The sequence below is a fragment of the Mesorhizobium sp. M7A.F.Ca.ET.027.03.2.1 genome (assembly GCF_003999175.1).
In the GTDB taxonomy this organism is placed as follows: Bacteria; Pseudomonadota; Alphaproteobacteria; order Rhizobiales; family Rhizobiaceae; genus Mesorhizobium.
Genome location: NZ_RZOM01000070.1, coordinates 1 through 11,421, shown reverse-complemented (window position 1 = coordinate 11,421; position 11,421 = coordinate 1). Strand labels below are relative to the sequence as shown.

Annotated in this window: 14 protein-coding genes; 5 read left to right on the top strand and 9 right to left on the bottom strand. The window is 61.9% G+C overall.

What is annotated here, in order from left to right:
* The 3 genes from pyrH to EN750_RS05420 form a co-directional block, all read right to left on the bottom strand.
* Nucleotides 1–607, bottom strand: a 607-nt coding sequence (gene pyrH, locus EN750_RS05430; protein WP_127395829.1) for a UMP kinase, incomplete at its 3' end; no start/stop codon positions are given.
* A gap of 138 nt (nucleotides 608–745) precedes the next feature.
* Nucleotides 746–1,852, bottom strand: a complete 1,107-nt coding sequence (locus EN750_RS05425; protein ID WP_127395828.1) for an aldo/keto reductase — start codon at nucleotides 1,850–1,852, stop codon at nucleotides 746–748.
* 27 nt (nucleotides 1,853–1,879) lie between these two features.
* Nucleotides 1,880–2,416, bottom strand: coding sequence for a nuclear transport factor 2 family protein (locus EN750_RS05420; protein ID WP_127395827.1), 537 nt, complete (start codon nucleotides 2,414–2,416; stop codon nucleotides 1,880–1,882).
* Between the two features lie 115 nt (nucleotides 2,417–2,531).
* Here EN750_RS05420 and EN750_RS05415 point away from each other — a divergent pair, with 115 nt between their 5' ends.
* Entirely contained in the window at nucleotides 2,532–3,458 is a 927-nt protein-coding gene (locus tag EN750_RS05415; RefSeq protein WP_127395826.1) for a LysR family transcriptional regulator, read from the top strand.
* Between the two features lie 21 nt (nucleotides 3,459–3,479).
* On the opposite strand, the gene tsf is transcribed toward EN750_RS05415, so the two are convergent.
* The 5 genes from tsf to EN750_RS05390 form a co-directional block, all read right to left on the bottom strand.
* On the bottom strand, nucleotides 3,480–4,400 hold the full coding sequence (gene tsf, locus EN750_RS05410; protein WP_127321483.1) for a translation elongation factor Ts: 921 nt from the start codon (nucleotides 4,398–4,400) through the stop codon (nucleotides 3,480–3,482).
* 109 nt (nucleotides 4,401–4,509) lie between these two features.
* Nucleotides 4,510–5,298, bottom strand: coding sequence for a 30S ribosomal protein S2 (gene rpsB / locus EN750_RS05405; protein WP_127395825.1), 789 nt, complete (start codon nucleotides 5,296–5,298; stop codon nucleotides 4,510–4,512).
* 203 nt (nucleotides 5,299–5,501) lie between these two features.
* Entirely contained in the window at nucleotides 5,502–5,780 is a 279-nt protein-coding gene (locus EN750_RS05400; RefSeq protein WP_127395824.1) for a DUF4031 domain-containing protein, read from the bottom strand.
* A 59-nt stretch (nucleotides 5,781–5,839) separates the two neighbouring features.
* Nucleotides 5,840–7,138, bottom strand: a complete 1,299-nt coding sequence (locus tag EN750_RS05395; protein WP_127395823.1) for a hypothetical protein — start codon at nucleotides 7,136–7,138, stop codon at nucleotides 5,840–5,842.
* Nucleotides 7,139–7,252: 114 nt separating this feature from the next.
* Nucleotides 7,253–8,080, bottom strand: coding sequence for a cell envelope integrity EipB family protein (locus EN750_RS05390; protein WP_127269019.1), 828 nt, complete (start codon nucleotides 8,078–8,080; stop codon nucleotides 7,253–7,255).
* Nucleotides 8,081–8,218: 138 nt separating this feature from the next.
* On the opposite strand from EN750_RS05390, the gene EN750_RS05385 reads away from it, so the two are divergent.
* From EN750_RS05385 to EN750_RS05370, 4 genes are all read left to right on the top strand, one after another.
* Entirely contained in the window at nucleotides 8,219–8,683 is a 465-nt protein-coding gene (locus EN750_RS05385; RefSeq protein ID WP_127395822.1) for a RidA family protein, read from the top strand.
* Between the two features lie 14 nt (nucleotides 8,684–8,697).
* Nucleotides 8,698–9,426, top strand: coding sequence for a glycerophosphodiester phosphodiesterase (locus EN750_RS05380; RefSeq protein WP_127395821.1), 729 nt, complete (start codon nucleotides 8,698–8,700; stop codon nucleotides 9,424–9,426).
* Between the two features lie 50 nt (nucleotides 9,427–9,476).
* The gene (locus EN750_RS05375; protein ID WP_127395820.1) at nucleotides 9,477–10,691 is read left to right on the top strand and encodes a GNAT family N-acetyltransferase; all 1,215 of its coding nucleotides are present in this window, start codon (nucleotides 9,477–9,479) and stop codon (nucleotides 10,689–10,691) included.
* Nucleotides 10,692–10,784: 93 nt separating this feature from the next.
* The gene (locus EN750_RS05370) at nucleotides 10,785–11,213 is read left to right on the top strand and encodes an HIT family protein (RefSeq protein ID WP_189367640.1); all 429 of its coding nucleotides are present in this window, start codon (nucleotides 10,785–10,787) and stop codon (nucleotides 11,211–11,213) included.
* 11 nt (nucleotides 11,214–11,224) lie between these two features.
* Here the strand turns inward: EN750_RS05370 and EN750_RS39890 are convergent.
* On the bottom strand, nucleotides 11,225–11,421 hold a 197-nt coding region (locus EN750_RS39890), incomplete at its 5' end, for a hypothetical protein (protein ID WP_210212726.1).

Below are 11,421 nucleotides of genomic sequence, written 5' to 3'. Positions count from 1 at the left end.
TCGCAGCAGTATCCATGATGGAAAGGCCGCGATTTATGACTTCGCCATGGCTGATGCGCTCGAAACGCGTCGCGTTCGGGTCTTTCTTCGGGTCCGCCGAGTAGACGCCGTCGACCTGAGTGCCCTTGAACAGCGCGTCGGCGCCGATTTCAGCGGCGCGAAGAGCTGCGGCCGAATCAGTGGTGAAGAATGGATTGCCGGTGCCGCCGGCAAAGATCACCACCTTGCCTTGGTTCATGTAGGCGGTCGCCTGGCGCTGCGAAAAGCTCTCGCAAAGTTCGGGCATGGCGATCGCCGAAAGCACCACGGCGTCGACGCCGATCTTGTTCAATGACGTGCGCAGCGCCAACGAATTGATCACCGTGGCAAGCATGCCCATGTGGTCGCCGGTGACACGGTCGCCGCCCTTGGAGGCAACGGCCACGCCGCGAAAGATGTTGCCACCGCCGATGACGACGCCGACCTCGATGCCCAATGCACGCGCCTCGGCGATGTCGCCGGCGATGCGATCCACCACTGACACGTCGATGCCGAAATGCTGCTCGCCCATCAACGCTTCGCCCGACGCTTTCAGCAAGACACGTCGGTAGAGGGGCTTCACCGTCATCTGGGCCTCTTCATTTGCATGTGGCGCGTTCCGGGTGGCTGCTCTCGCGCAGGCGCGCCACCGAAACAATGGCGTTCCGATACACGAAGGGCGCCGCGATGTCACGCGGCGCCCGACCCGGAATTCTCTCGCCTTTTGTCAACTCACGCCGGCAAATGCACCTGCCATGAGCAGGTCAGGGAAATAGCCCGCCGGCTTGCAGCCGACGGCCTGGCCCCCCGTAAGGCCGCCCTGGATTTCCGGACCGAAGAACGAGTACGGGAACGGCGTGACCGGCAGGCTGACTGCGTCGAGCCTTGCCAGGAGCTCTTGGGGAATCTCGAAATCGAGCGCACCGAGATTGTCCCTGAGCTGATCGAGCCTCGTCGCACCGATGATCACCGAAGCGACACCGGGCCGCGTTGCCGCCCAGTTCAAGGCGATTTGGGCCATGCCGCGGCCAAGTTTGCCGGCGACCTTTTCCAGTTCGGCAACGATTGCCCAGTTGCGGTCGGTGAATTTCTGGAAGCCGGGATTGGTCGAACCGCGCATCGCCTCCAGCCTGCCGCCGGCGTTGCTGATTGTATCTGAACGATATTTGCCGCTCAGCAAGCCGCTGGCCAGCGGGCTCCAGACCATGATGCCGGCGCCATAGCGCGTGCCGAACGGCACGAATTCATGCTCTATGCTGCGCTCGACCAACGAATATTCGAGCTGCAGCGCCGAAACCGGTTCATAGCCGCGCTGCTCGGCGATGGACTGCGCCCTGCTCGCGTACCAGGCGGGGACGTCGGAGAGACCGACATGGCGGATCTTTCCCGCGCGTACCAGATCGTCCAGCGTCCGCATCACCTCTTCCGGTGAAGTCAGCCTGTCCCAGGCATGCAGGACATAGAGGTCGATATAATCGGTGCCGAGCCGCTTCAGCGAGCCTTCGACGGCGCGGATGATGTTCTTGCGGCCGTTGCCGCCGGCATTCGGATTGCCCTGCTCCAGATTCATGCTGAACTTGGTGCTGATCACCGCTCTGTCGCGCAGACCGCGTTCGGCTATGAACTCGCCAAGCCAGGTCTCGGAGGTGCCGCCGGTATAGGCATCGGCCGTATCGAAGAAATTGCCGCCTGCCTCGACATAGGCATCGACCAGGGCGCGGGCCGTCTCCTTGTCGGCGCCCCAGCCCCATTCGGTGCCGAAGGTCATGGTTCCGAGCGCCAGCCGGGTGACACGAAGCCCGCTGCTGCCAAGGGTGTAGAAGGGCATGGTCATGATGTCGCTCCGATCCTGATCCAATCTTCAATGCCGATCCTGTCCGGGGGTCGTCTTGACCCACGGGTTGCCGCGTTCATGCGTCATGCGGAATGTGAAGCCGTCCACGCTCCAGTCGGCTCCCGAACGGGTCAGGTGGTGTTCGTAGGTGCCCCAGACTTCCCATAGCGGTTCGCCATTGCCTTCCATCCGGTTCCAGGCGTAGCCGTTGGAGGAGACAGTCGCGGCGTCGCCGTCGATGGCGACCTGATGGTTGGTGCGCAGGTGCAGGCTGGTCTTGTTGCCCCTGAGGTTGGCGGCCCAGGTCCCGATCAGGTCGTCCGACGCGATGGTGGCCGCAGGCTGCCCACTCAGGCTGCTGAAGTCGACGGTGACGCGGTCGGCGAAGTAACTACGGGCGAGCCGCCAATCCTGGGCATCGACCGCGCGGTCGATGGCATCGGCGATGCGTATGACGGCGCGCTCATCGGCGAGCGTGATTTCAGGGGACGATTCGGCTCCGCCGGCATCGACCGGCGCCAGCGCCATACCCGCCGCGAAGGTGGCATACCTCAATGCATTCATGTCTCTTCTCCTTTGCGCATCGGCCCGTCGCCGGTTTGCTGGCGACAATGTGGGCCAACAGGCCGGCATCGAAAAGATTGCATTATTCGCATGGACTATGCAATATTATGCATGAATGGATCGCGACCTGCTCAGCCACCTTCCCGTTATCGTCGCCGTAGCGCGGCGAGGCGGCTTTGCGCTTGCCGCTGCCGAACTCGGCATGAGCCCTTCGGCGGTCAGCCACGCTGTACGCCTTGTGGAAGAGCGCATCGGCCAGCCGCTCTTTGCCCGCACGACCCGCAGCGTATCGCTGACCGAGGCCGGTCAGGCGCTTGTCGCGACGGCCGAGCCCGCGCTGCAGGATATCGCCGAGCGGATGGAGCGTATCCGCGGCATCAAGGGTCGCCCGGCGGGACTGCTCAGAATCAATGTTTCACATCTCGCCGTCCCGATGGCGGTGACGCCGGTGGTGACGGCCATGGCCGAGCGCTATCCGGATGTGACAGTGGAAATCTTTGCCAATGAAGGATTGGTCGATATCGTCAGCGAAGGCTTTGACGCCGGCATCAGACTTGGCGAAATGATCGCGCAGGACATGATCGCGATCCGGATGACCCCGCCATTCCAGGTGATCATCGTAGCGTCACCAGCCTATGTCGGCCGGCATGGCCGCCCGCACAGCCTGGCCGATCTCGCCGCCCACAATTGCATCGGCTACCGTCTGGTGCGATCCGGCGCGGTCTATCATTGGGATTTGACGGAGGACGGCAAGGACGTGGCCGTGGAAACGCGCGGCACCGCCATCGTCACCGATTCGCTTGCCGCGATCGACCTGGCGCTGTCGGGAATGGGACTGGCCTATGTGTTCGAGCCGCTGGTGCGCGCCGACCTGGCCGCTGGTCGGCTTGTCCAGGTGTTGCCGCAGTCGGCAATCGAGGAACCAGGCCTGTTTCTCTACTTTCCGCGCCGGGCGGCAATGGCACCGAAGCTGCGCGCCTTTGTCGACATCACACAAGAAATCGGCCGGACACCCTCGCGAGCGCCCGGCCGAGTTGCCTGAGCCGAAAAGCTGCTTGGCAGCTTACTTCTTGACCGCTGCAGCGACTTCCGCGGCGAAATCGGTCTCTTCCTTCTCGATGCCCTCGCCCAGCGCAAAGCGCAGGTAGGCGGTGATCTTGGCCGGGGCGCCGATGTCCTTCTCGGCATCCTTCAGCGCCTTCTCGACAGTGATGTCGGGATTGAGCACGAAGGCCTGCTTCAGGAGCACGACTTCCTCGTAGAACTTGCGCAGACGGCCCTCGACCATCTTCTCGATGATCGCTTCCGGCTTGCCGGACTGGCGCGCCTGGTCGGAGAAGATCGCCTTCTCGCGTTCGACCGCGGCCGGATCGATCTGCTCTGCGGTCAGCGCCAGAGGGTTGGTGGCGGCAACATGCATGGCCACCTGGCGGCCAAACGCGTTGGCTGCATGCTCATTGCCCGTGGTCTCGATCGCGACCAGCACGCCGAGCTTGCCAAGGCCGTCGGCAACCGCGTTGTGGACGTAGGTAGCGACAGCGCCGTGCGGGACGGTGAGCTTGGCCGAGCGGCGGAAGCCCATGTTTTCGCCGATGGTGCCGACAGCGTCCTTGATGGTGTCGGCAACCGACTTGTCGGAACCTGGATACTTTGCGGCGGCCACAGCCTCCGTCGTGCCATAGGCCAGCGCAACCTTGGCAACGTTGCCGACGATTTCCTGAAACGCGGCGTTGCGGGCCACGAAGTCGGTCTCGGAATTGACTTCCACGACGGCGGCTTCGCGCACGCCATTGTCGACGCCGATCAGACCTTCAGCCGCGGTGCGGCCAGCCTTCTTGTCGGCCTTGGAGATACCCTTCTTGCGCAGCCAGTCGACGGCCTCTTCCATGTTGCCGTTGGTCTCGGTCAACGCGGCCTTGCAATCCATCATGCCCGCGCCGGTCAAGTCGCGGAGTTCTTTGACCTGTGCAGCCGAAATGCTCATTGTCGCCTCTTTGTTTTAAATGCACCGACGCACCATCGGTATTCGATGGTGCGTCTGTTTAGCGTGCCAGAATATGAGAAAGATGAAGGCCGCAACCGGCCTTCGATTATCAAGCTTCGGGAGCTTCCGACGCCGGAGCCGGAGCCGGGTCGAGCGCGGGTTCGACCGGAGCTTCGACCGAAGCGCCGATGTCGACGCCGAGCGCACCCTGCTGGCGGGCGATGCCGTCGATCGCAGCCTTGGCGATCAGATCGCAATAGAGCTGGATGGCGCGGGCCGCGTCGTCATTGCCGGGGATCGGGAAGTCGATCTTGTCCGGATCGCAGTTCGAATCGATGATGGCGACGACCGGGATGCCGAGGCGCTTGGCCTCGAGGATGGCGATCGCTTCCTTGTTGGTGTCGATGACGAACATCAGGTCGGGCGTCGAGCCCATGTCCTTGATGCCGCCCAGCGCCTTGTCGAGCTTCTCGCGCTCGCGGTCGAGGTTCAGGCGTTCCTTCTTGGTCAACCCTTGCGCCTCGCCGGCCAGCATCTCGTCGAGCTTGCGCAGGCGCTGGATCGAATTCGAGGTCGTCTTCCAGTTGGTCAGCATGCCGCCGAGCCAACGCGAGTTGACATAATACTGAGCCGAACGCTGTGCCGCATCGGCGACGATGTCGGAGGCCTGGCGCTTGGTGCCGACGAACAGCACGCGGCCACCCTTGGCGACAGTGTCGGAAACCTGCTTCAGCGCCTGGTGCAGCAAAGGCACCGTCTGCGACAGGTCGATGATGTGGATGTTGTTGCGGGCGCCATAGATGTAGGGCGCCATCTTCGGGTTCCAGCGGTGGGTCTGGTGGCCGAAGTGAATGCCAGCTTCCAAAAGCTGGCGCATGCTGAAATCAGGCAGTGCCATTCAAAGTTCCTTTCCGGTTGGCCTCCACGGACACAGGCATTTTTGGACTTTGTCCTCGAACGCCACCGGAGGTTTCAGCCGGATTTCTCCCGGGCAGACACCAAAGTCCGTGTGTGGAATGAGCGCGCATATAGAGGGGATGTGCGATAAACGCAAGCGCCGCGGGATCTGTGGTGAGGCGTGCGACGATCCGCGCCCTGCCGTCAGCGCTTTATCTTCCCATTCGGCACCCGCACTCGCCGGAAGACCGCGACGATCTCCTCGCGGCTGCATTCGATGGCGCCGAGCCGCACCGCTCGGTCGCGCTCGAAGCCGGTTATGTCATAATGCGGCGCCGATGTCTTGGGCGGCCCCTGGTAGGATGAGCGCTTGAGGCCGAGCCGGGCGGCAAAGCGATGCAACTCGTCGGTGTCGTCGGCCAACAGATGGCACCAGCGATGGCCGGCCCAGTTCCAGATCGCTGCGTCGACATAGACCGCCATGAAGCTTGCTGTTTGCCTTCCATCCTCCACCACAGCGGGCCACGTGGCCCGTCAGGATGTCAGGGACGATAGAATGGATTCGGATAGAAAATGAAGCTGCCCTTGGCTGCAAGCTCGGCCATAATGTTGGTGACTGTATCCTGCATGCGACGGTGCAGTTCGGCAACCGCATCGTCGATCGAGCCCGCATGCTCATGCAAGCCCAGTGCCTCCGGCACCCGGATGTGGGCGCAACGCGGCCCGGCCGGCTGCGGAATGAACCGGTTTATCGTGTCGCGCAGCCCGCCTCGACAATAGTCGTTGCGGATCCGCTTCAGATGTTCGGCGATCTCCTCCTGCGTGATGCGCGGATTGGCGCAGGCCCAGGGTCCGACGCGCTGCAGCCTCTGAACCCTATCGGCGAGCGCGCGGACCTGGCTTTGCCGTTCCGTATCGTCGGTGTTTTCGCGTTGCCAGCGACGCGCACGCCGCAGAAGCTCTGCGGTGTCGGTTATGGCAGCGTCGAATGAGATGCTTTCGCCGAGTCGGCGGCCGAGTTCAGCAACCAACGCCTGCTGGCGCTCGGCATAGGTTGCGCCTTCGTCGGATGGCATGCCCGATGCTGCTTCATCGCGGGCCAGCAGCGCCGAATAGACATGGTGGATGCGCTGCGGCAGCGTGTCGGTCGCAAGGCGTTCTATTTTCAGGCTTTTCTCGACATAAGCGCATTCCTTCGCCAGCGCCGCTTCGACATTCCCGGTGAAGGCGAGCTTCCAGACGACTGGCGCGATCCAGACCTTGAAATCGGGATCCGTGGCCCGGCCGCGCTTGAGGGCCTCGAGCCCCATCTCGACGGCACCCGGCAGCAAAGGCGCAACGACATTGGCATGCCAGCCGACGCCGCCTTCGGGATGCAGCAGCACGCCATGGCCCTTCAAGGCCCAAGCGACGGAGTGTTCCTTGGCTGCCCCGCTATTGCCGGGAATCTGAGCGATCAGGTTGTTGGCCAGCCAGAACTTCTGCATCAGCCGGCCAAGGCCGTTGACGACACCATTGGTTGCCCATGAGGCCGTGAGCGGGCTGACCTGCGATACGATTTCCTTGTCGATCATCCAGTCGGTGAAGAACTCGGGATGATTGGGCGTGATGAAGGTCGCCTTCCCTGCCCCGCAACTGGCCTTCAGCCGCTCAAGATCGGCGGGGGGAAAGTCGATATGGCGGACATTTGAGACGCCGCGCAGACCGGCCAGGCGATTGAACGGCAAGATATCCCGAAATCCGGGAATGCCGCGCAGCATGACGATCCGGTTGACGGATGTCATGGCCCTGATCAGTGCCGGGTTGGGCCGCGGCGCCACGAATGTATCGATCCTGCTCAAGCTGATCCCCCTCGCGCCTGGACGCCGGGGAGAGGTTGAGAGACGATTGCGGCACGTTCAAGTCGATCGTTACGACCACGCTGCGTCGTGGTAAATCAACTGCCTAGCCCGGCACTATTTGGCGGGACAGGGTTTCGTCTGGTCGAACAGCGACAGGTTGACCAGCTTGCCGGTCATCGAGAAGTCGCCATAGTCCATGACGAGATCGCGGGTGATGCCGTTCTCATGCAGCTTGAAGCTGATACGGTATTCCGGCACCTCTTCGCCCGTCTTGTTGGTGTCGTCGAAATAGGCGATATCGACCGGCCAGTATTTGTCGGTGGCGAGCTTTGCCAGTGCCGAAGCTTCCGGGTCGGCCTTGTCGGCATCGGTTTTCTTGCCGACCACGACGGTGGTGGTCATCACCTTGTTGGCGTCTTCGGAACCGTCGAACAGGTTGGTTTCGTAAAAATTCTCGCCCTTTTCGGCCTTGCCGATCAGCTCGACCAGATGCTGGGTCGGGAATTGGGTTGTCGCCAGCTCGACGCTGTTCTTTTCAGGCTTGTCGATGTCGACCTTCAGGCCCTTGGTCTCTTTGGTGGCGATGCCCTTGACCTCTTTGTCGAGATTCTGGTCGACGAAGGATTTTGTCACGAACGAAAATGTCTTGCCTTCGGCGTCCTCGAAAGTGGTCGTCTGCTGGTCGGTCAGCCTGGTGTTGTCGGCGGTGACGATCTGGGTGACGAAGCGGAATTTCACCGTATAGCCTTCGCAGGCCGAGCCATTGAACTCATAGACCATGCGGCCGGATATGCCTGTGATGCCGGACTGATCGGACGCTTTTTTCAAGGTAAGATCGTAGACGGCGCGGTGGGCTTGCAACGCCGGCGCTGCGAAGGCAGGGCCTATCGAGAAGACCCCCGACAACAGGACGGCATGGAATGCGAGGCGCGTTGCGCGCATGAGGTACTCCGATCGTCGCGACTGATGGCAGGCCGCAGGGAAAGATGGTCCAGCTTAAAAAAAGTCGTGGCGGAAGCGAGGCAAAAATAGCAATTTCGGCCCGGCCGGCGCGGCGTCACCAAGCAATAGGGAAATACCATGAGTGAAACAATCGAAAAGCGGCTAGGCGATCTGGGTGTGACGCTTCCCGTCGCCGCCGCGCCCGCCGCCAACTACGTGCCCTATTGCCGGACCGGGAATCTGCTGTTCACCGCCGGGCAATTGCCGCTCAAGGACGGCAAGCTGCAGGCGAGCGGGCTGTTAGGTCGCGATCTCGATACCGCAGGTGGCAAGGATGCGGCAAAATACTGCGCGATCAACATCCTGGCGCAGGCCAAGGCAGCACTCGGCGACCTCGAGAAGATTAGCCGTCTGGTGAAGATCACCGTTTTCGTCGCCTCGACACCTGAGTTCGTCGAGCAGCATCTGGTTGCCAACGGCGCCTCCGATTTCCTGGTGGCGGCCCTTGGCGAGCGTGGCAAGCATGCACGCTCCGCCGTCGGCACCGCCTGCCTGCCGCTTAATGCCGCAGTGGAAATCGAAGCCGTCTTCGAAATCGAATGAGCCAGGGGACTGATATGACCGACCTATCCTGGCTGACCGCCCGGCCCGTCGCCCATCGCGGGTTCCACGACATGAACAAGACGCGCTGGGAAAACACGCTGTCGGCCTTCGCCGCGGCCGCCGAACGCGGCTATGCCATCGAATGCGACGTCCACCTGTCGTCCGACCGCGTTCCTGTCATCATCCATGACGGAGATCTCAAGCGCCTGACTGGCCAGGATGGTTTCGTCTGGCAGCGCACCGCAGCAGAACTCGCGGCGCTCAGGGTCGGTGGCACGGCGGACCATGTGCCGACGCTGCAGGAAGCGCTTCACCTGGTCGACGGCCGCGTGCCATTGGTGGTCGAGTTGAAAGGCACGCCCGGCTATGACGAAGGCCTGGTGGCAAGCGTCGGCAAGATGCTCAAGCGCTACAAGGGCAAAGCGGCGATCATGTCGTTCGACCACTGGCTGGTCCGCGATTTTCCGAAAGACGCGCCGGGTATCCCCGGGGGTCTCACCGCCTACGGCAAGGACGTCGGGCTGATCGAGGCGCATTTCGCCATGCTGGCGCACGACATCGCCTTCACCTCCTACGCCGCCGGCGACCTGCCGAACCCATTCGTCAGCTTCGTGCGCGAAAGGCTGAAAATGCCTGTTATCACCTGGACGGTGCATGACCAGCCGGCGGTCGACCTGACCTTCAGATATGCCGACCAGATGACGTTCGAGGGGTTCGAGCCCGATCTGGTCAAAGTCGCCTGAGTGTCTGAAACGTGACTTGTACCAGGCCGGACGGAGCTTAAATAAGCCTCATGGATCAGGGCGACGAGGGTGACGGACAAACGGCCAATGCGGACTATTCGATCCGCGTCGCCGCTGGCATTGGCGCCTTCACCTGTGATGAATGGAACGGCTTTGCCGGAACCGCGCGCGGAGATTCAGAAACCAGTTACAATCCTTTGGTTTCCTTCTCTTTTCTAAGTGCGCTCGAAGATTCTGGATGCGCCGTGCGGCGCACCGGCTGGCAGGGCCATCACCTCAGGCTGGAGGACGGGCAAGGCAAATTGCTGGGCGTGGTGCCCTGTTATCTCAAATCGCACAGCCAGGGCGAATATGTGTTCGATCATGGCTGGTCGGATGCCTTCGAGCGCGCCGGCGGCCGTTACTATCCCAAACTGCAAAGTGCCGTGCCGTTCTCCCCGGTCACCGGCCCTCGCCTGCTGGTCAGCAAAGGCGAGGACAGCGCCAAAGTGAAGGCCGGTCTCGCGGCGGGCCTGAAGGCGGTGACGCAAAAACTCGGCGTCTCTTCCGCGCATGTCACCTTCGCGCAAGAGAGCGATGTGGAAGTGCTGGAAGCGGCAGGCTTCCTGCACCGCACCGACCAGCAATTCCATTTCTTCAACGAAGGTTTTTCGACCTATGACGACTTCCTCGCCACCCTTGCCTCGCGCAAGCGAAAGGCGATGAAGAAGGAAAGGCGTGAAGCGCTTGCCCCAGGCATTTGGATCGATCGGCTGACCGGCAAGGACCTCACGGAGAAGGCCTGGGACGATTTCTTCGCCTTCTACATGGACACCGGCAGCCGCAAATGGGGTCGGCCCTATCTCAACCGTCAATTCTTCTCGCTGATCGGCGAACGCATGGCCGACGACATCCTGCTGGTGATGGCCAGGCGCAATGGGCGCTATATTGCCGGCGCCATCAATTTCATCGGCTCGGACGCACTCTATGGCCGCAACTGGGGCTGCATCGAGGACCATCCCTTCCTGCATTTCGAGGTCTGCTACCATCAGGCGATCGACTTCGCCATAGAGCGCAAGCTGAAGGTGGTCGAGGCGGGCGCGCAGGGCGAGCACAAGCTGGCGCGCGGCTACCGGCCGGTGACCATGCATTCCGCGCACTACATTGCGCACCCCGGCCTGCGCAACGCCGTGGCCGACTACCTCAGGCGCGAACGCCACGAGGTGGAGCGGATGAGCGAATATCTGGAAGAGCACACCCCGTTCCGCAAGGATCTCGAGGAGTAGCGGCCGCGTCGCCCGATGATCGATTTTCCAATCGTCTTGCCGATTTTCGGCGGCTTCGCTACACGAAAGGCACAATCTGGAGCGTTCGCCATGATCGAGGCCGCCTACGACACCGACAACATTTTCGCCAAGATCCTGCGCGGCGAAATTCCTTCGCACCGTGTCTATGAGGATGAAGCGGTCATCGCCTTCATGGATGTGATGCCGCAGGGGCCGGGCCATACGCTGGTGGTGCCGAAAGCGCCGTCGCGCAATCTGCTCGACGCCGACCCGTCAATTTTCGGCCATCTCTTAAGCGTCGTTCAGAAAGTGGCGCTGGCGGTGAAAAAGGCCTTTGGCGCCGACGGCGTCACCATCATGCAGTTCAATGAGCCGGCATCGGGGCAGACCGTCTATCATCTGCACGTACATGTCATTCCGCGCTTCGACGGCATCCCGCTGAAGCCGCACACGGGAGGAATGGAGAAGCCGGAGGTGCTGACCGAAAATGCCGAAAAGATCCGGACTGCGCTCGAAAATTGAGAAACGCGAGGTCAGCCGATGTGGCGGACCGGGTCGAGAATATCGAACTGACAAGCGCCGTTCAGCCGAGAAGACGATTCTAGTGCCCGGGCGTGCCGGCGCCGGGACTCAACCGTTTGCAACTCTAATCGTCTGATTAGGAAATATTGAACCGTCTGACGGTAAAATGGTAACGGCGTGGCGAGCTGGGCTTCAAAACCATGGAACA

What these genes read in the sequence shown, in the direction of transcription:
- tsf (WP_127321483.1), bottom strand. Translation starts at nt 4,400, where the DNA reads ATGAGCATTTCGGCTGCACAGGTCAAAGAACTCCGCGACTTGACCGGC.
- EN750_RS05385 (WP_127395822.1), top strand. Translation starts at nt 8,219, where the DNA reads ATGAGTGAAACAATCGAAAAGCGGCTAGGCGATCTGGGTGTGACGCTT.
- EN750_RS05425 (WP_127395828.1), bottom strand. Translation starts at nt 1,852, where the DNA reads ATGACCATGCCCTTCTACACCCTTGGCAGCAGCGGGCTTCGTGTCACC.
- EN750_RS05420 (WP_127395827.1), bottom strand. Translation starts at nt 2,416, where the DNA reads ATGAATGCATTGAGGTATGCCACCTTCGCGGCGGGTATGGCGCTGGCG.
- EN750_RS05415 (WP_127395826.1), top strand. Translation starts at nt 2,532, where the DNA reads ATGGATCGCGACCTGCTCAGCCACCTTCCCGTTATCGTCGCCGTAGCG.
- EN750_RS05380 (WP_127395821.1), top strand. Translation starts at nt 8,698, where the DNA reads ATGACCGACCTATCCTGGCTGACCGCCCGGCCCGTCGCCCATCGCGGG.
- EN750_RS05400 (WP_127395824.1), bottom strand. Translation starts at nt 5,780, where the DNA reads ATGGCGGTCTATGTCGACGCAGCGATCTGGAACTGGGCCGGCCATCGC.
- EN750_RS05390 (WP_127269019.1), bottom strand. Translation starts at nt 8,080, where the DNA reads ATGCGCGCAACGCGCCTCGCATTCCATGCCGTCCTGTTGTCGGGGGTC.
- EN750_RS05375 (WP_127395820.1), top strand. Translation starts at nt 9,477, where the DNA reads ATGGATCAGGGCGACGAGGGTGACGGACAAACGGCCAATGCGGACTAT.
- rpsB (WP_127395825.1), bottom strand. Translation starts at nt 5,298, where the DNA reads ATGGCACTGCCTGATTTCAGCATGCGCCAGCTTTTGGAAGCTGGCATT.